The sequence below is a fragment of the Micromonospora sp. IBSANI012 genome (assembly GCF_052814045.1).
The window spans coordinates 2,833,634-2,851,240 of sequence record NZ_CP199933.1 but is presented as its reverse complement, the minus strand read 5'-3'; the positions used below and the strand labels follow the sequence as shown (position 1 = coordinate 2,851,240).

Here is a 17,607-nt window from a genome sequence, read left to right as displayed (position 1 = left end):
AGGTCAGCTGTTGACGAACTCGTAGACCTCCGCCGGCGCCGGGCCGATCTTCCCCTGGAACGGCGCGCTCAGGTCGGGCTTGAAGCCGTGCCCCGAGTAGCTGATCTCGGACGGCTGCTCCGGTCGGCCCCCGGCGGCCGGCAGGGTGAACCGCAGGCCCAGCAGCCGCCGCTGGGAGTCCACGGTCGCCTCGAACGGCACCGCCCTGGTCTGCTCGGGGGTGAGCGATCGGAGGTGCGCGTCGTCGATGAGGCGGCTGGCGCCCGGTTCGGTCGCCCGGGTCAGGTCCAACGTGCCCCGATAGCCGCGCTCGCCGTTGCGTTCGGCGGTGCCGACCCCGGCGAGCAGATCCTCGGCGTGGGCCGGGTCGCCGAACCGCTCCAGCACGACCCGGCGCGCCGGGCTCACCTTCGTCATGTCCAGCCGGGTCCACCGGTCCTCGGTCAGCGGGTTGCTGCGGACCAGGTGCTGACCGTCCCGGTGCAGCACCTCGAAGGTCACCCGGGCCTTGGCGATCTCGCCGCCGACCACCCTGATCCGCAGCCAGCCGTCGCGCCCGTCGACCGCGCCGGCGCCGATGGTGGTGGGCGTGCGGAACTGGAAGCTGTAGGGGCCCCGGTCCAACGCCTGCGCGGCCTGGCGCAGCTCGTCGGGCGCGGACGGCCCGGACGGGGTCGCGGCGTCGCCGGTGGCGAGGTCCCGCGCCACGCCGCAGCCGGTCAGGGTGAGCAGGAGGGCGAGCACGCTCGCCGAGGCACGGACGGTCACCGGACACCTCCCCGAGGGCGGACCGCCGCCGGCCGTCCGACGGCGGTCCACAGCGGATACTCAGGTGGCGGCGCCCCCAATCCACCCCCGCCGGTCCGCGCCCGGGGTCAGCCCGCCGCGCCGAGCGGCCCGTCGACCAGCTCGCGGGGCAGCCCGTGGGTGTCGTGCAGCCACGCGTAGTCCGCGTCGGTCAGCGGCCCCCGGGACCGGCACCGATCGACCACCGGCCGCCCCCGCCGCAGCAGGGCACGGAAGCGCCGTTCCTCGTCGACCAGCACCTGGCGCAGCGACCCGACGTCGCCGCCCTGGCGGAACCGGCGCAGCGTGTCCGCGTACGGCTGATCGGGCAGCTCGGCGAGGGTCCGGGACGGGTCGTCGCGCCACAGTGTGGTCAGCGCCCGCCGGATCAGCCGGCGCAGCACGTAGCCCCGGCCGGTGTTGGCGGGCCGGACGCCGTCGCCGAGCACCACGACCGCCGAGCGCAGGTGGTCGCAGACTATCCGGTGCGCCGTCTCGTCCAGCGGCCACCGGTCGCGGACCGCCTCGACCCAGGGGGTCAGGCCGGCGCACCCGAAGACCGACCGGCCGCCGCGCAGCACCATCTCCAGCCGCTCCAGGCCCATCCCGGTGTCGATGTTGGGCTGCGGCAGCGGCTCCAGCCGGCCGTCGTCGTGCCGGTGGTAGCGCATCCGTACGTGGTTCCAGACCTCCATCCACCGGTCGTCGCCGCCCGGGGTGCCGGTGGGCAGGCCGTCGCCGGTCCAGACGAAGATCTCCGAGTCCGGCCCGCACGGCCCGGTGGGGCCGTTGGACCACCAGTTCTCCGCGCGGGTCAGCTCCACCGGCACGCCGAGCTCGGTCCACGTCGCCAGCGCGGTCTCGTCGGGGCCGACCTGGTCGTCGCCGCCGAAGACGGTGGCGTGCAGCCGGCCGGGGTCGACGCCGAAGCCCTCGGTGAGCAGCTCGTAGCCCCAACGCAGGCTCGGCCCGATGCCGTAGTCGCCGAGCGACCAGGTGCCGAGCATGTCGAAGACGGTCAGGTGGGTCGGGTCGCCGACCTCGTCCAGGTCGGTGGTGCGCAGGCAGCGCTGCACGTTGACCAGGCGCCGGCCGGACGGGTGGGGACGGCCCGCGAGGTACGGCGTCAGCGGGTGCATTCCGGAGGTGGTGAAGAGGACCGGATCGCCCGGGGGTGGGATCAGCGGGCTCTCCGGCGCGGACCGGTGGCCCCGCCGGTGGAAGTGGTCGACGAAGGTGCGGACGATCTGCTCGGGTGTCATGGCGCGGGCCTTCCGGTGAGGGTGCGAACCGGTACGGCCCGCCGCGCGGACGCGGGGGTGCAGACGCGCGAACGCCGGCGGACCGTTTCCGGTCGCCGGCGTGGGGTCAGGTGATCAGGCGGCGGCAACCGGCGAGCGGGAAGCTCGCGCGGCCGCGGCGGTGGTGCGCCTGATCTGCATGGCCCGACCGTACCGCGACGACGGCGCCGCCGGCCACCGCGATTCCGGGTGGGTCGGCGGCGCCGTCGTGGGTGCTCAGGCCCCCGAGGGAGCGAGGGTACGCGTGGACAGGTCGTCGGCCGGCTTCGGCGCGGCCGGGGTCCGGTTGGGCAGCGACAGCCGGATGACCTTCCACCAGGCCGAGGCGACCTGCTTGGGCAGCGGGCCGGTGGTGTACTTCAGCCCGTACCGGTCGAAGAGCGCCCGGACCTGCGGGGCGATCTCCTGGTAGCGCTTGCTCGGCAGGTCGGGGAAGAGGTGGTGCTCGATCTGGAACGACAGGTTGCCGGTCATGATGTGCATCAGCCGGCTGCCGCTGATGTTGGCCGAACCGAGCATCTGCCGCAGGTACCACTCGCCGCGCGTCTCGCCCTCGATGCTGGTCTTCTCGAAGGTCTCCACGCCGTTCGGGAAGTGCCCGCACATGATCACCGAGTGGCTCCACAGGTTGCGGATCAGGTTCGCGGTGAAGGTGGCGGCCAGGGTGCTGAGGAAGGACGGGCCGGACAGCAGCGGGTGCACGATGTAGTCCTTGAGCACCTGACGGCGGATCTTGCGGCCGACGGCGCGGGCCCGGGCCCGGAACTCCGGGGCCTTGCGCCGGTCCTTCTGCAGGTTGCGGCCGAGTTCCAGGTCGTACGCGGCGATGCCGTACTCGAAGAAGCAGGCGTTGACGAAGTTCCACAGCGGCTGGCCGAGGTGCATCGGGTGCCACTTCTGGTCCTCGTCGACGCGCATGATGCCGTACCCGAGGTCGTTGTCCTTGCCGAGCACGTTGGTGTACGTGTGGTGCAGCTGGTTGTGCGAGTGCTTCCACTGGTCGGCCGGGGAGACGTGGTCCCACTCCCAGGTGGTGGAGTGGATCTTCGGGTCACGCATGAAGTCGTACTGGCCGTGCAGGATGTTGTGGCCGATCTCCATGTTCTCCAGGATCTTGGCCACCGCCAGACCGGCGGTGCCGACCACCCACGCCGGCGGGAAGAGCGAGAAGAGCAGCACCGCGCGGCTGCTGATCTCCAGCGTCCGCTGGGTCTTGATGACCTTGCGGATGTACCGGGCGTCGGACTCGCCGCGCTCGGCGATCACCCGGTCCCGGATGGCGTCGAGCTCCTTGCCCAGGATCTCGATGTCCTCGGCGCTGAGGTGGGCGATCGGGTTGTCCGGCTTCTTCTGGATCGCGGTCACGTCCGGCCTCCTGTCTACAGATCGATGTCGCAGGTACCGGCCGCCGCCGACACGCAGGTCTGGATGAGTACGCCGTCACCGGGGACGGCGGTGGTGATGTCCCCGGTACGCAGGTCGCGAACCGCCCCCTGGCGCAGCGGGAGGACGCAGCCGTAGCAAATGCCCATCCGGCAGCCCGACGGCATCAGCGCACCGGCAGCCTCCCCGGCATCCAGGATGGGGGTCGCGCCGTCGGCCCGCACGCTGAGACCGGCCCTGGTGAAGGTGACGGTGCCGCCCTCCCCCGGTGAGATCACGGTCGGCCGGAACCGCTCGGTGTGCAGCCGCTGCGCCGCGCCGGCCGCCCGCCAGTGCTCCTCCACCGCGTCGAGCATCCCGATCGGGCCGCAGGCCCAGGTCTCGCGCTCCAGGTGGTCGGGGACCAGCCCGGCCAACTCCTCGACGCCGAGCAGCCCGTCGGTGTCGGTGTGCCGCTCGACCAGCCGGATCGCGCCCTGCGCGGCGAGCGCCCGCAGCTCGGCGCCGAAGACCACGTCGGCCGGGGTGGGCGCGGAGTGCACCACCACGACGTCCGACCGGCCGAGCGCGCCGGCGCGCAGCATCCCCATGACCGGGGTGACGCCGCTGCCGGCGGTGAGGAAGAGGACCCGGGCCGGCGCGGGGTCGGGCAGGACGAAGTCCCCCTGCGCCTGGTCGAGCTGGACGATGGCGCCCGGGCGGATGCGCCGGACCAGGTGGTCGCTGACCTTCCCGTCGGGGATCGCCTTCACCGTGACGCAGATGCGGCCGTCGGGACGCCCGGGAGCCGAGGTGACCGAGTACGCCCGCCACTGCCGGACCCCGTCGACGTCCACGCCGAGGCGCACGTACTGCCCGGCGGTGTGACCGCGCCAGGCGCGGCCGGGCTGGATGGTCAGCGTGGCGGCGTCGCGGGTCTCGGCGTCGACGGCGACCACGCGACCGCGCAGCGCGGCCCCGGCACGCAGCGGCGCGACCAGGTCGAGGTAGTCCTCGGGGAGCAGCGGGGTGGTGACCGTCTCGGCGAGCCGGAGGAGCCGGTCCCGGACGGAGAGCCTCGTCGGGGGACGCGGGACGGTGGTGGTCATGTCTCCAGGGTCGTCGCCCGTGCGGATAACATCTTGACCGGTGAAGGTGAATTGACCACGCGTTCTTGTTCGGGGAGAACAACATGACCGATCCTTCCGGGGCCACCAGCCACCGGGCGGCGCACCTGGAGCTGGACGAACGGGTGGCCGAGCGGCTGCGCGGCCAGCTCCCCGCGGTGGCCGAGCGGACGGTCACCGCGATCACCGCCGAGGTCCCCGACTACTCGGGCACCCTGACCGGGCAGATGCGCGAGAAGATCGAGAACGCGGTCCGCATCGCGCTGGGCACGTTCCTCCAGCTCATCGAGCGGGCCGAGGCCGCCGACCCGAGCACCCCGCTGAGCCGGGCGCTGGAGGCGGCATACGCCCTCGGCAGCGGCGAGGCCCGCTCGGGGCGGAGCATGGACGCGCTGCTGGCCGCGTACCGGGTGGGGGCCCGGGTCGCCTGGCGGGAGGTCTCCGCCACCACCGTGCGCGACGGGCTCTCCGCCGAGCGGGTGGCGGAGTTCGCCGAGCTGATGTTCGCCTACATCGACGAACTCTCCGCCGCCAGCGTGGCCGGGCACACCGACGAGCTGGCCAGCGCCGGCCGGGTGCACCGGCGCTACCTGGAACGGCTGGTCCAGCAGCTGCTCGCCGGCGAGCCGGAGGAGGTGCTGCGCCGCAGCGCCGAGCGGGCGGAGTGGCCGCCCCCGCAGACCCTCACCGTCGCGGTGCTGCCCCGCAGCAACCTGCGCGCGGTGCTCGCGATGCTCAGCCCGCACACCCTGGAGAGCGGCGAGGACCTGCCCGGGGTGGAGCTGGCCGAGGAGTCCGCCGTGCTGCTCGTTCCCGACGTGCACGGCGGGCGCCGGCGGCGGCTCATCGGCGCGGTGCAGGGGCACCGGGCGGTGGTGGGGCCGGCCCGGCCGTGGACCCGGGTCGCCGAGTCGTACCAGCGGGTGCTGCGGGCGCTGGCGCTCGGGCTGGACCGGCCGGCGGACGGCGCGCCGCTGGACACCGAGCAGCACCTGGCCCGGCTGGTGCTCAGCACCGATCCGGAGGCCCTGGCGGACCTGCGCGCGCAGGTGCTGCAACCGCTGTCGGCGCTGCCCCCGGCGACCGCCCGGCGGCTGGCCGAGACGCTGCGCTCCTGGCTGCTGCACCAGGGCCGGCGCGACGACGTCGCGGGCGACCTCTTCGTCCACCCGCAGACCGTGCGCTACCGGATGGGTCAGCTGCGCGAGCTGTACGGCGAGCGCCTCAACGACCCGGCGACGGTGCTGGAGCTGACCCTGGCGCTGGCCTTCCTGCCGGCGGAGTGAGCCGGCCGGCCGGCACGGCTGGCTGCGTCCGCCCGGTCTCGGGCCGCGCGCGGCGGCGTCGGGTGGCGGCGATCAGGACGTCGAGCAGCCGCACCAGGTCCGCCGCGCCGTCCGGGTCGTCGGACCGGCGGACGGTGCGCAGCACCGGGGCGGCCAGGTCGGGCACCGCCCGGTCGCGGACGAGCAGGAAGTACAGCGCCAGCATCGCCGCCCGCCCGTTGCCGTCGGCGAACGGGTGGAAGAACGCCACGTCGAGGTAGGCGCGGGCGGCGCGCCCCGCGAGCGGCACACCCGGCTCGGTCGCCTGCCCCAGGCAGCGCCGGAACCGGTCCGGAGTGTCCGGTGCGAGGCCGTAGCGTTCCCGGCCGCCCTTGGCGTACGCGGGCCCGGTGCGGAATCCGACCTCCGGCGACGCGAGCACCTGGCGCTGCCAGTCGGCCAGCAGCTCGTACGTCAGCGGCCCGCCCCAGTCGGCGGCGACCCGGACCCGGTCGAGGGCGGTCAGCAGCCGCGCGGCGAGCTGCGGGTCCCGGGCGGCGACGTCGGTACGTACGAAGTCGACCACCCCGTCCCGCCCGCCCCGCACCGGCCCGCCGACCGGCCGGGCGACCTCGGCCCAGCGCACCCGTTCCCGCACCGACAGCCAGGTCAGCAGGTCATCGCGCACGACGGTCGACCTTCACGGCGAACCGCTCGGCGACCTCCCGGATGAGCCGGTCCGGCGGGGGCACGAAACTGTCGAAGCGACCGCCAATCGCGTGCTCCACCAGGGGCGCGTGCCGCTCGGCAGGCACACCCGCCAGGGTGAGGAACCAGCCCAGGACCTGGCGGCAGTGGTGCTCCCAGCCGCCGTCGGCGCAGGTCCGGTCCATCACCACGGTGACCAGGTGGGCCACCGCCCGCTCCCAGGCGTCCAGCGCCACGTCCGCGCGGTCGTCGGTGACCAGCGGCAGGAAGCGGTCGAAGCGCTCGACCAACTCCTCCAGCCAGCCCCGCCATTCGACGAGGGCTTCGGGTGCGGCATCCGGCAAGGGACGTCTCCCACGGGTCGGTGATTCGGCCGGCCCACCCTAGTGGAGCCCGTCGGCTTCCGCTCCCCCCTGCCGATCGCGTCGGCGCCGCGGTCAGACCGCCTTTCCGCGCGAGGGCCGGCACCCACACCGAGCTTGTCATCGGTTCGGCGACGCTGCGTCGCCCATCGTTCACAAAGTTGATCTGGATATTGGCCGTCTTCTCTGTCCATATGTACGCAGGCGATCCCGCCCCCCTCATCGGACGGAGCACCATGACCCGTACCCTGCGCGCGACGGCCACCATCCTCGCCGCCGCCCTGGCCGCCACCCTCGGCCTCGCCCACCCCGCCTGGGCCGCCAGTTACTCCGCCTCGCTGACCACCGCGGTCGCCGGCCTCTCGGTCGCCACCGAGGTCCGCACCGGCTACAGCCGCGACCTCTTCCCCCACTGGGTCGACGCCGACGGCGACGGCTGTAACACCCGCAACGAGGTGCTGATCGCCGAGGCCGTCTCCGCGCCGACGGTCAGCGGGAGCTGCACGCTGTCCGGCGGGCGGTGGTACTCCTACTACGACAACGCGTACTGGACGCTCACCGGCGACCTCGACATCGACCACATGGTGCCGCTCGCCGAGGCCTGGGACTCCGGCGCGCGCAGCTGGACCACCAGCCGCCGCCAGTCGTACGCCAACGACCTGGGCGACAGCCGCCCGCTGGCCGCCGTCACCGACAACGTCAACCAGGCCAAGGGCGACCAGGACCCGGCCACCTGGCTGCCGCCGTACGCCTCGGCCCGCTGCCGCTACGTCAAGGAGTGGGTCGCCACCAAGATCCGCTGGCGGCTCACCGTGGACAGCGCCGAGAAGAGCACCCTGACCAGCTGGGCGAACAACTGCCCCGCCACCACCGTCTCGGTCACCTACGCCTGGTGACGCCCCGGCCGGCCCGCCACCCGGCGGGCCGGCCGTTGCCGGCCGGTTTCGGCACCGATGCGGGGTCGCCAGGGAGGCAGGTGAGTCCACTCTCGACCCTCGGCTCGTCCGAGCCACCGCAGGCCCGGCGCCGCGGCCAAGGGCAGGGCGGCAGAATCGCCGGGGTGAGTCGGGCGAGCAAAAGCGTGCGTCGTACCCCCACCCTGGCCGACGTGGCGCGCGCCGCCGGCGTCTCCACCGCCACCGCGTCCCGGGCGCTCAGCGGCCGTGGCCCCGTCTCCGCCGGCGCGCGGGCCGACGTGCTCCGGGCCGCCGCGGCGCTGGCGTACGCGCCGCACCCGGTGGCGGTGTCGCTGGCCCGGGGCGAGGGCCACCGCGTCGTGGTCGGCGTCGTCGCGCCGTCGCCCCGGCTCCTCAGCGACCAGTACGTCGCCCGCCTGGTCACCGCGGCGGCCCGGGCGGCCGACCCGTACGCCGTGGGAGTCTCGGCGCGGCGGCTGCGCCCCGGCGACCCCGCCGACCTCGACGAGCTGGCGCGGGACCGGAGCGTACGCGGGCTGGTCCTGGTCAACCACCGCGCCGAGTTGGTCGAGGCGCTCCCCGCCGCGCTGCGCGGCCGGATCGTCGCGATCGGCCCCGGCTTCGGCCGGGTCCCGGCGTACGACGTGGACACCACGTCGGCGATGGCGGCCGCCATCGGCCACCTGACTGCCACCGGCCGCCGGCGCATCGCCATGCTGACCGGCCCCGACTGGGCGGCGAGCCTGCGCCGGCCGGTGGCCGCGTACCGGGACGGGATGCGGGCGCACGGGCTGCCCGGCCGTACCACCTCCGGCGGCCTCACCGACAGCACCGGCCGCGCCGGCCTACGCCGGCTGATGCGCCGCTGGCCGGACACCGACGCCGTCGTCGCCATCACCGACGCCGTGGCGATCGGGGCACTGCGCGCCCTGGCCGAGGACGGAGTGCGGGTGCCCGACGACGTCGCGGTGATCGGCTTCGACGACGCTCCGGCCGCCGCCTCGGCCCTGCCGGCCCTGACCACCGGCACCCATCCGGTCGAACGGATCGCCGCCGGGGCGGTGCGCGCACTGCTCACCGGGGACGCCGCCGCCGACCGGCCGGTGGTACACCCGTCGACTCTGGTCCGGCGGGGCAGCGCCTGAACGGCTTGCGGTGCAAGCGCTTCCACCCCGTACCGTCCCGGCATGGACAGCACCGCCACCGCCATCCGCGGCTACCGGGACCGCGACCACGACGCGGTCTACGACATCTGCGTCCGCACGGCCGACGCCGGCGGCGACGCCCGCGGCCGGTACGCCAGCGAGGACCTGATGCCCGACCTCTTCGCCGGGCCGTACCTGCACCTGGAGCCGGAGCTGGCGTTCGTGCTCACGCACCGGGACGTCGTCGTCGGCTACGTGATCGGCACGGCGGACACGCCCGCCTTCGTGCGGGCCTACCGGCGGGAGTGGATACCCCGGTTGGCCGACAGGTACCCGGTGCCGACCCGCCCGCCGGCCACCCGGGACGACAAGATGATCGCGCTGCACCACCGGCCGGAGCGGATGTTGCTGCCGGAACTCGCCGGCTACCCCGCCCACCTGCACATCGACCTGCTGCCCGGGCACCAGGGCCGGGGTCACGGCCGGCGGCTCGTCGAGACGTTCCTGCGCGCCGCCGCCCGCGCCGGGGCGCCGGGGCTGCACGTCGGCATGGTCACCGCCAACGTGCGGGCGCGCGGCTTCTACGACCGGCTGGGCTTCCACGAGATCCCGGTGCCCGACCCCGGCCCGGTCACCTACCTCGGCCGGACGACGCGGGTGCCGGCGCCCGTCGAGACCGCCCGGTAGCGGCGAATCCACTCCCGGTTGAGCTGGTCGGCCTGCCGTCGGTGCCGGGGTACGACGGCGGCCCCGGCGGGCAGCGTGAGCCCGAGGAAGTCGAGGACGGCGTGGGTGACGCCGACCAGGTCCGCGTCGAGGTCCTCGTAGGACACCACGTACGGCCGGACGCCGGACGCGGCGAACCACGCCCGCCACGCCGCGTCGTGCCGGCCGATCACCTCGACCAGCCGGCCGATCGCGTCCGCGTCGAAGGCCGGCGCGCCCCCACCGCCGTCGCCGCCGCTGATCTCACCGTCGCCGCCCAGGTAACAGGTGCCGGTCTGCTCGGCGCGCAGCCAGGACACCGCCTGCGCGACGACGTCGTCGCGCCGCATATACACGAAACGGGTACGCCCGAGGGCGCGTTCCAGCAGCGCCAGGTCCGCGCCGGCGGGGCCCTGGTACACCGTGGCCAGCCGATCGACCAGCTCGTCCAGCGTCCCCCACATCAGCTTCGCGCCGAAGACGCCGTTGTCGGTACGCCCGGCCGCCAGCGCCGCCGCCAGGTACTCCCGGTAGTCGACGCTCCCGTCGGGGCGCACGGCGATCCCCCAGCGCTCGGCCCACAGCGGCTCGTCCGGCACCCGGAAGTACGCCTGCGGGCGGCCGGCGACCCCGGTGGAGGCGAGCAGCCCGAGCAGCAGCGAACTGCCGGTGCGGGGCGTGGCGCAGACCAGATAAGAGTCGACGGGTTCGCGGCCGGGGTGGGTGGTCACGCCGCCGAGGGTAGGCCGGCCGGTCGGGGGCGCTCCAACCGCTTTTTCCGGGTGCCGGCCGACAATGCGGGCGCACTGGCGGGGCGGTCCTGTCACGCCAGGTCGGCCAGCACCGCCTCGATCGCCCGCCGGCCCAGGGCGGCCATTACCGGGTTGGTCTCCCGGTAGTAGGTCAGCGCGCTGACGAACGGCAGCGCCCAGCCGCGCCCCCGGGCCCACGTCGCGTCATCGAAGCCGGCCGCCGCGCGGAACACCTCCCGGGTCTCGGCGGTGAACAGCACCCAGGCGGGCAGCGCGTCGCACGCCGGGTCGCCGGCGCCGGCCGCGCCGAAGTCGATGACACCGCTCAGGTGCCCGCCCTCGACCAGCAGGTTGCCGGGGAGCAGGTCCCCGTGTGTCCAGACCGGCGGACCGTCCCACTCGGGCACGGCGAGCGCCTGCTCCCAGGCGGCGAGCACCGCGTCGGTGTCGATGAGGCCCCGGGCCGCCGCCGTCCACTCGCGGACGTACGCGTCCCGCGCCCGCAACGGCCCGCTCCGGTAACCCGGTCGGGCGCCGGTGGCGTCGACCCGACGCAGGGCCGCGACGAACCCGCCCAGCTCCGCGGCCGCGCCGGCCCGGCCGCCGTCGGCCTCGGTCGCGGTCGCGCCGTCGATCCAGCGGTTGACCGCCCACGGCCAGGGATACCCCTCGTCCGGTTTGCCCAGCGCCACCGGCTCCGGCACCCGCACCGACGAGTGCGGGGCGAGGCGCGGCAACCAGTCGTACTCGAACTCGACCTGCTCCACGGCGTCCGCGATGCGGGGCAGGCGCACGACCAGGTCGTCGCCGAGCCGGTAGATCGCGTTGTTGGTGCCGGCCGAGCGGACCGGCTCGACGGGCAGGTCCGCCCAGCGCGGGAACTGCGCGGCGAGCAGGCGACGGACCAGGCCCACGTCCGTCGACACCTCGTCCTCGTGCATCCGCCCACCGGACATGTCGCCCCCCTGGTCATGTCGTGATCCGCCGGCGCAGCCTAGGCCGCCGGTGGGGAACCGGCCCTCGATTTTCGGGCGCGGCACCTGATCCCCGATGGGGGGCGGCCCCGACCGGCGGTGACGGGCGACTAGCCGTCCGCTCGGCGGGTACGCGCTGCCCATGGGTAGCCAGAAGCACAACAAACACGACAGCGGTGGCGAATCGGCCCGGGGCCGGCGACACCCCGGCAGCGGCGCGCCGGGGCGGCAGGGCTCGGAGGTCGAACGCTCGCCCAAGCGCCGGCACGAGCGGGCCGCGACCGGTCCCTCCGGCAGCGAACGTGACCACGGCCGGTCCAAGGTCGCGCACGAAGGGCGGGTGCACCGGCAGGGCACCGGCTGACCCGACGCCGCCGTACGCGCGTCCCGGTTCCACCGCCGGGCGGTGCGTACGGCGGCGCAGCGGGGGAAACTGCCGGTGTGACCGACCAGCGCAGCGCCGTGGTGACCGGCGCCAACCGGGGTATCGGGCTGGCCGTGGTGCAGCAACTGCTGGACCGCGGCTTCGTCACCGTGCTCGCCTGCCGCGACACCGGGCGGGGGGAGGCGGTCGCGGCCACCCTCACCCCCGGCCCGGGCCGGGTGCTGGTACGCCGGCTGGACGTCGGCGACGACGACAGCGTCCGGGCGTTCGCCGCCGGCCTGGCCGACGCACCGGGTCGGGTGGACGTCCTGGTCAACAACGCCGGCATCCACTACGACACCGACCAGGACCCGGCCGGCGCCGAGGTCGGCGTGGTCCGGGAGGCCTTCGAGGTCAACGCGCTCGGCGCGCTGAAGGTGTCCCAGGCCGTCCTGCCGTTGATGCGCCACCAGGGGCCCGGCCGCCGGATCGTCAACGTGTCCAGCGGCGCCGGCTCGCTGAGCAGCATGGGCGCCGGCACCCCCGCGTACGCCATCTCGAAGGCCGCGCTGAACGCCGTCACCCGGCTCTTCGCCGCGCAGCTCGCACCCGACAGGATCCTGGTCAACTCGGTCTGCCCGGGCTGGGTCGCCACGACATGGGCGGCCCGGGCGGCCGCCCGGTCGCCGAGGGCGCGGCCAGCGTGCTGTGGGCCGTCGACCTGCCCGACGACGGCCCGACCGGCGGCTTCTTCCGCGACGGCCGGCCCGTCCCCTGGTGAACCCGGGAAGCGTCAGTCGGGCTCGGGCGCGCCGGTCTCCCGCAGCTCTCCCCCGGCGAGCCGCAGCCAGCGGTTCACCCCGATCTCGGTGAGGAACCGCTGGTCGTGGCTGACCACCACGAACGCGCCCTGGTACGCGCCGAGCGCGCTCTCCAACTGGGCGACGCTGACCAGGTCGAGGTTGTTGGTCGGCTCGTCCAGCAGCAACAGCTGGGGTGCCGGCTCCGCGCACAACACGCAGACCAGGGTGGCGCGCAGCCGCTCCCCGCCGGAGAGCACCCCGACCGGCAGGTGGATGCGGGAGCCCCGGAAGAGGAAGCGGGCGAGCAGGTTCATCCGCTCCGCCTCCGGCGTCCCGGGCGCGAACGCGGCCAGGTTCTCCGCCACCGTGCGATCGAGGTCCAGCAGGTCCAGCCGCTGCGACAGGTACGCGATCCGCCCGTCGGCCCGCCGCACCCGGCCGCCGTCGGACTCCAGATCACCGTGGACCAGGCGGAGCAGGGTGGACTTGCCGGCGCCGTTGGGCCCGGTCAGCGCGATCCGCTCGGGCCCCCGGATCACCAGGTCGGCACCGTCTGCGGCGAAGAGCGCCCGGTCGCCGTAGCGGACCTGCATCCGCTCGCCGAGGAAGACGGTGCGCCCGGCGGGAACGTTGGTGCCGGGCAGGTCCAGCACGATCCGCTGCTCGTCGCGCAGGGCGCGGCCGGCCTCGTCGAGCCGGGCCCGCGCCTGGCTGACCCGGGCCGCGTGCGTCTCGCCGGCCCGGCCGGCCGACTCCTGGGCGCCGCGCTTCATCGTCCCGGCGAAGATCTTCGGCAGGCCGGCGCTCTTGAGGTTGCGGCTGGCGTTGCTGGCCCGCCGCTCGGCCCGCTCGCGGGCCTGCTGCATCTCCCGCTTCTCCCGCTTGACCTCCTGCTCGGCGTTGCGGACGTTGCGCTCGGCGACCTCCTGCTCGGCCCGCACGGCCTCCTGGTAGGCGGTGAAGTTGCCGCCGTAGGAGCGGACCTCGCCCCGGTCGAGTTCGAGGATGCGGTCCATCCGGTCCAGCAGCGCCCGGTCGTGGCTGACCAGCAGCAGGCAGCCGGGCCAGTCATCGAGCAGGTGGTAGAGCATGCGCCGGGCGTCGAGGTCGAGGTTGTTGGTGGGTTCGTCGAGCAGCAGGACGTCGGGCCGCTTCAGCAGCTGCGCGGCGAGGCCGAGCGAGACGACCTGACCGCCGCTGAGGGTGTCCAGGCGCCGGGTCAGCGCGACGCCGGCGAGCCCCAGCCGGTCCAGCTGGGCCTGGGTGCGCTCCTCGACGTCCCAGTCGTTGCCGATCGTGGTGAAGTGCTCCTCGCTCGCGTCGCCGGCCTCGATGGCGTGCAGCGCCCGGAGCACGGGGGCGACCCCCAGCACCTCGGAGACGGTCAGGTCGCCGGCCAGCGGCAGGCTCTGCGGGAGGTAGCCGAGCACCCCCTCGACGGTCACCGACCCGCCGGTGGGCCGGCACTCCCCGGCGATCAGCTTGAGCAGGGTGCTCTTGCCGGCGCCGTTGGGGGCGACCAGACCGGTACGACCACCGCCGACGGTGAACGACAGGTCCTCGAAGACGGGAGTGTCGTCGGGCCAGGAGAAGGAGAGGTTGGAGCAGATGACGTACGCATCGGACATGCGGAGGACCTCGGGTGTGATGCGGGCGTGCCACAGCCGCCCGGCGGGCAACAGGGGTTGGTCGACGACGGCACGGCCCACCGGCGGCGGGGCGCTTACTACGCGCCTGCCGGTGGCCGACCATGTCCGGTCTCACCCGGAGATGTCGTCGTCACCCGCCATGTCTGGTCTCCCTGTCCCGATCACTCGCCGCCGACATTACCAGCAGCCGATCCGGTGTCCGGCCTACGACGGGACGCAGGAGGCGAGCCGTGCCGGTCGATGCGCGACCGGGGATTGTCCACCCCTCCGCGTGACCTTCCCGGTTGGCGCCCGCCTGCGCGGGTAGGCACCCCCGCCAGCCGGCTGCCGGACCCACCATCGGCATGGCGTCCCACTGGCCGACGGCGCTGAGCCGGTCGCCCTCCGGGTCGCCGGTCGGCAGGGCGTACTTCCTCAACCGGCGGCGATCACCGGAAGCCCGATGGACATGGCGGCCCCGCCGCTGGCCTACAAGTGGGCGCTGTTCACCTTCTTCCTGAGCATGATCATGGCGGTGCTGGTCGCCGGCGGGCTGACTCTGCTCTCCTTCGGGGGTCGCCGACGGGCGGCGGCGGCCATCGTCGCCAGGGACTTCCCGGCAGCCCCGCCGGAGGCCGCCGACCGGATGCGACGCGTGGAGAAGACGATCGCGCGGGCGCGGTTCACCGAGTGGCTCGGCCCGCTGGCCGTCGGGTACGCCTGCCTCGGCGCGGTCGGCCTGGCCACGAGCCTGCTCGGACTGTTCAATCTGCAGCCGAGCCCGCTGGCGGAACGGGTGCTCGGGGTGCCGTCCGGGTTCGTGAACTTCGGGCTGACCATGGGCAGCTATCTCATCCTCGGGCTCGTGCTCGCCCTGGTGATCGGCGGACTGTTCGCCTACCGGACGGCGGAGTTCCGCCGGTACGTCGGCGTGGTGTGGGACCTGGGCACGTTCTGGCCCCGGGCGGCCCACCCCTTCGCGCCGCCCTGCTACGCCGAACGGGCCGTACCCGAGCTGGCGAAACGGATCTGCTACCTGGCGGAGCGGCACACCGGCGTGCTGCTCAGCGGCCACAGCCACGGCTCGGTGCTGCTGGCGGCCACGGTGCTGCAACTGCCGCCGCAGGTACGCCGGCGGGTCGCGCTGCTGACCCACGGGTCCCCGCTCGACCGCCTGTACGCCCGCCTCTTCCCCGCGTACTTGGGCAAGGACGTGCTGCACGAAGTGGGCGAGCGGGTCGGCTGGCGCTGGCTGAACCTGTGGCGGGAGACCGATCCCATCGGCGGCTGGGTGTTCGCCGCACACCGACCCGGTGACCCACCGAGCCGGGCCGGCCCGAGCGACCGGGTCGACCGGCGGCTGCGGGACCCCGAGGACGTGGTGGCGCCCCCGAGCGACAGCGTCCCGCCCCCGGTGAAGGGGCACTGGCCGTGCGAATCCGACGAACGCTTCGCCGCCGCGGTCCGTGAGCTGGCCGACCGGCTCCGGACCGAGGGCCGGACCTGACGCCGCCGGGCGGGGGCTGCGGCGTTCTGAGAGGCGTCCCGTCGTTCGGTCCTGCCGCCGACAGCGGGGGCGGCCGCACCACCGGACCGGCAACCCACCCGAGGACGGCGACCGGCTCAGCGGGCCGAAGATCAGCCAGGAACCGGGTCCTGCCCGGGCGGGCCGCCGGCAGGCGGGTGCCGTCAGCAGGCCGGCCCGCCCGCGGCCGAGCACGGCGGACCCTCCGCCGCCCCGGCGCAGGACGCCGGACCGCCACCGACCGCCCGCTCCAGCAGCTCGTAGAGCGTCTCGCGCTGCCGCGCGTCCAGCGCGCCGAGCACCTCGTCCTCCACCGTCGCGAGAGCGCACTCAGCCTCCCCGAGGCGCTTCTCTCCGGCGGGGGTGAGCTCGACGACGTGCCGGCGGCGATCCTCGGGGGAACGGCGCCGCTCGATCAGCCGCTCCGCCTCCAGCTCGTTGAGCAGCCCGACGATGTTGGTGCCGTCCATCTCCAGCGTGCCGGCGAGGGCCTGCTGGCTGCTGCCGCCCTGCGCCCGCAGCACCGTGAGCGCGACCAGGTGCCGGGGCCGCAGCCCCAGTGGTGCCAGCACCGTCTCGGAACGCAGCCGCATCCGCCGCGCGAGGTGGTCGAGCAGGGGCGCCGAGCGGTGCTCGGGCTGGTCGACCGGTACGGCAGGCATGTGACCAAGCCTACCGTCGCCGGCCACGACCCACGTGCCACAAATGGTTGGCACTGCACCAATGAGTTGTGGAGGACTAACCAATGGCACACCTGTTGCACATCGACTCCAGCATCCAGGGGGACCGGTCGGTGAGCCGCCGGCTCACCGACCGCGCTGCCAGGGCCTGGCGCGCCGCGCACCCCGACGGCACGGTCCACTACCGGGACCTGGGCGCCGAGCCCCTGCCGCATCTGGACCAGGCCGGCGGCCTGGCGCGGATGACCCCGCCTGAGCAGCACAGCCCGGCCCAGCGGGAGTCCTGGGCGCTGACCGAGCAGCTGGTCGAGGAGGTGAGGCGGGCCGACACGGTCCTGCTGGGGCTGCCGCTGTACAACTTCGCCGCCCCCAGCAGCGTCAAGGCGTGGGTCGACCACCTGATCGCGCCCGGCCTGGCCTACGACCCGGAGACCCAGGCCGGCCTCCTGGGCGACCGTGAGTTCATCGTGCTGGCCACGCGCGGCGGCGGGTACGCCCCCGGCACGCCACGCGAAGGCTGGGACCACGCCGAGCCGTGGCTGCCGCACGGCCTGGCGATGACCGGCCTCCAGCCGCGCATCATCACGGCGGAGCTGACCCTCGCCGGCGTGAACCCGGCGATGGCCGGCCTGGTGCCGCTGGCCCAGGAGAGCCTCGCGGCGGCCGAGCGCGCCGTCGACGAACTCTGGGTCCCGGCCGCCGCCGCGGCCTAGGCGAGGCCGCCACGGGAGTTGCCCACCACCGGGCCACTCCCCCACCGCGCCGGCTCCACTCGGGATGCGCGGACCCGCGACAGGCACTACCTTGCGCGGCATGCATCGCAGCCGCGTCTACGCCGTCCTGATCGACGCCCCGCACGCGCAGGCCGCCCGGGCGGCGGCCTTCTGGTCGGCCGCCCTCGGCGTCCCCGCCGAGGCGGACCCGGAGCACCCGCAGTTCGTCGGCCTGCACGGCGCCCTGCCCGGGCTGGTCACCGCCGTGCAGGCCGTCGACGACGCGCCCCGCTTCCACCTCGACTTCGAGACCGACGACGTCGAGGCCGAGACGGCACGGCTGGTCGCCCTCGGCGCCACCCAGGTGGCCCAATGGCTGGAATGTCGCGTCCTGCGGGTGCCGGGCGGGCACCTGGTCTGCGTCCTGCCGGTGGAGAGTCCGCCCGAGGTCTTCGACTCCCAGGCCCGGACCTGGCCCTGACAGCCACCA

19 protein-coding genes and 1 pseudogene are annotated in these 17,607 nt (G+C 74.6%); 10 read left to right on the top strand and 10 right to left on the bottom strand.

All coding sequences use genetic code 11. The features are described 5' to 3' along the window. Positions 1 to 3: 3 nt before the first annotated feature. The 4 genes from ACTWM8_RS13080 to ACTWM8_RS13065 all read right to left on the bottom strand — a co-directional run bounded on the left by ACTWM8_RS13080 (position 4) and on the right by ACTWM8_RS13065 (position 4,558). A complete protein-coding gene (locus ACTWM8_RS13080) occupies positions 4 to 768 on the bottom strand; it encodes a hypothetical protein (protein WP_446214048.1) in 765 nt (254 codons plus the stop codon). Between the two features lie 107 nt (positions 769 to 875). Further along, a complete protein-coding gene (locus tag ACTWM8_RS13075; RefSeq protein WP_446214047.1) occupies positions 876 to 2,048 on the bottom strand; it encodes an alanine--tRNA ligase-related protein in 1,173 nt (390 codons plus the stop codon). 255 nt (positions 2,049 to 2,303) lie between these two features. Continuing rightward, positions 2,304 to 3,452: a fatty acid desaturase family protein gene (locus ACTWM8_RS13070; protein WP_441148312.1), complete on the bottom strand. Its 1,149-nt coding sequence runs from the start codon at positions 3,450 to 3,452 to the stop codon at positions 2,304 to 2,306. Between the two features lie 14 nt (positions 3,453 to 3,466). Then, a complete protein-coding gene (locus ACTWM8_RS13065) occupies positions 3,467 to 4,558 on the bottom strand; it encodes a ferredoxin reductase (protein WP_446214046.1) in 1,092 nt (363 codons plus the stop codon). 83 nt (positions 4,559 to 4,641) lie between these two features. On the opposite strand from ACTWM8_RS13065, the gene ACTWM8_RS13060 reads away from it, so the two are divergent. After that, positions 4,642 to 5,862, top strand: a complete 1,221-nt coding sequence (locus tag ACTWM8_RS13060) for a PucR family transcriptional regulator (protein WP_446214045.1) — start codon at positions 4,642 to 4,644, stop codon at positions 5,860 to 5,862. Here ACTWM8_RS13060 and ACTWM8_RS13055 read toward each other — a convergent pair. Continuing rightward, positions 5,801 to 6,529 (bottom strand): Fic family protein, encoded by a 729-nt coding sequence (locus ACTWM8_RS13055; RefSeq protein WP_446214044.1) that lies wholly within the window; start codon positions 6,527 to 6,529, stop codon positions 5,801 to 5,803. The genes ACTWM8_RS13060 and ACTWM8_RS13055 overlap by 62 nt on opposite strands. Continuing rightward, entirely contained in the window at positions 6,519 to 6,893 is a 375-nt protein-coding gene (locus ACTWM8_RS13050; RefSeq protein ID WP_446214043.1) for a hypothetical protein, read from the bottom strand. The genes ACTWM8_RS13055 and ACTWM8_RS13050 overlap by 11 nt, the downstream gene beginning before the upstream one ends. Before the next feature lie 254 nt (positions 6,894 to 7,147). Between ACTWM8_RS13050 and ACTWM8_RS13045 the strand changes: the two genes are divergently transcribed. From ACTWM8_RS13045 to ACTWM8_RS13035, 3 genes are all read left to right on the top strand, one after another. Further along, positions 7,148 to 7,807, top strand: coding sequence for an HNH endonuclease family protein (locus tag ACTWM8_RS13045; RefSeq protein ID WP_446214042.1), 660 nt, complete (start codon positions 7,148 to 7,150; stop codon positions 7,805 to 7,807). A 164-nt stretch (positions 7,808 to 7,971) separates the two neighbouring features. Beyond that, positions 7,972 to 8,973 carry a LacI family DNA-binding transcriptional regulator gene (locus ACTWM8_RS13040; RefSeq protein WP_446214041.1) on the top strand — a complete coding sequence of 334 codons (1,002 nt, stop codon included), beginning with the start codon at positions 7,972 to 7,974 and terminating at the stop codon, positions 8,971 to 8,973. A 42-nt stretch (positions 8,974 to 9,015) separates the two neighbouring features. Continuing rightward, positions 9,016 to 9,660, top strand: coding sequence for a GNAT family N-acetyltransferase (locus ACTWM8_RS13035; protein ID WP_446214040.1), 645 nt, complete (start codon positions 9,016 to 9,018; stop codon positions 9,658 to 9,660). Here ACTWM8_RS13035 and ACTWM8_RS13030 read toward each other — a convergent pair. Together ACTWM8_RS13030 and ACTWM8_RS13025 are read right to left on the bottom strand one after the other, a co-directional pair. Next, a complete protein-coding gene (locus tag ACTWM8_RS13030; protein ID WP_446214039.1) occupies positions 9,609 to 10,409 on the bottom strand; it encodes a Stf0 family sulfotransferase in 801 nt (266 codons plus the stop codon). The genes ACTWM8_RS13035 and ACTWM8_RS13030 overlap by 52 nt on opposite strands. A 92-nt stretch (positions 10,410 to 10,501) precedes the next feature. Continuing rightward, positions 10,502 to 11,386, bottom strand: coding sequence for an aminoglycoside phosphotransferase family protein (locus ACTWM8_RS13025; RefSeq protein WP_446214038.1), 885 nt, complete (start codon positions 11,384 to 11,386; stop codon positions 10,502 to 10,504). Between the two features lie 160 nt (positions 11,387 to 11,546). Between ACTWM8_RS13025 and ACTWM8_RS13020 the strand changes: the two genes are divergently transcribed. The 3 genes and pseudogenes from ACTWM8_RS13020 to ACTWM8_RS13010 all read left to right on the top strand — a co-directional run bounded on the left by ACTWM8_RS13020 (position 11,547) and on the right by ACTWM8_RS13010 (position 12,549). Then, on the top strand, positions 11,547 to 11,768 hold the full coding sequence (locus ACTWM8_RS13020) for a hypothetical protein (RefSeq protein ID WP_446214037.1): 222 nt from the start codon (positions 11,547 to 11,549) through the stop codon (positions 11,766 to 11,768). A 77-nt stretch (positions 11,769 to 11,845) separates the two neighbouring features. Beyond that, positions 11,846 to 12,385: pseudogene (locus tag ACTWM8_RS13015) on the top strand (SDR family NAD(P)-dependent oxidoreductase); the annotation flags it as partial. Between the two features lie 41 nt (positions 12,386 to 12,426). Then, positions 12,427 to 12,549 carry a hypothetical protein gene (locus tag ACTWM8_RS13010; protein ID WP_446214036.1) on the top strand — a complete coding sequence of 41 codons (123 nt, stop codon included), beginning with the start codon at positions 12,427 to 12,429 and terminating at the stop codon, positions 12,547 to 12,549. A 12-nt stretch (positions 12,550 to 12,561) separates the two neighbouring features. Here the strand turns inward: ACTWM8_RS13010 and abc-f are convergent, their stop codons facing one another. Next, positions 12,562 to 14,199: a ribosomal protection-like ABC-F family protein gene (gene abc-f / locus ACTWM8_RS13005; RefSeq protein ID WP_446214035.1), complete on the bottom strand. Its 1,638-nt coding sequence runs from the start codon at positions 14,197 to 14,199 to the stop codon at positions 12,562 to 12,564. A gap of 463 nt (positions 14,200 to 14,662) precedes the next feature. Between abc-f and ACTWM8_RS13000 the strand changes: the two genes are divergently transcribed. Continuing rightward, on the top strand, positions 14,663 to 15,706 hold the full coding sequence (locus ACTWM8_RS13000; RefSeq protein WP_446214034.1) for a hypothetical protein: 1,044 nt from the start codon (positions 14,663 to 14,665) through the stop codon (positions 15,704 to 15,706). A 182-nt stretch (positions 15,707 to 15,888) separates the two neighbouring features. Here ACTWM8_RS13000 and ACTWM8_RS12995 read toward each other — a convergent pair whose 3' ends face one another. Further along, on the bottom strand, positions 15,889 to 16,386 hold the full coding sequence (locus ACTWM8_RS12995) for a MarR family winged helix-turn-helix transcriptional regulator (RefSeq protein WP_446214033.1): 498 nt from the start codon (positions 16,384 to 16,386) through the stop codon (positions 15,889 to 15,891). Positions 16,387 to 16,469: 83 nt separating this feature from the next. Here ACTWM8_RS12995 and ACTWM8_RS12990 point away from each other — a divergent pair, with 83 nt between their 5' ends. Both ACTWM8_RS12990 and ACTWM8_RS12985 read left to right on the top strand, forming a co-directional pair. Further along, a complete protein-coding gene (locus ACTWM8_RS12990) occupies positions 16,470 to 17,117 on the top strand; it encodes an FMN-dependent NADH-azoreductase (RefSeq protein ID WP_446214032.1) in 648 nt (215 codons plus the stop codon). Between the two features lie 100 nt (positions 17,118 to 17,217). Beyond that, positions 17,218 to 17,598, top strand: a complete 381-nt coding sequence (locus ACTWM8_RS12985) for a VOC family protein (protein WP_446214031.1) — start codon at positions 17,218 to 17,220, stop codon at positions 17,596 to 17,598. The last annotated feature ends 9 nt before the right edge of the window (positions 17,599 to 17,607 follow it).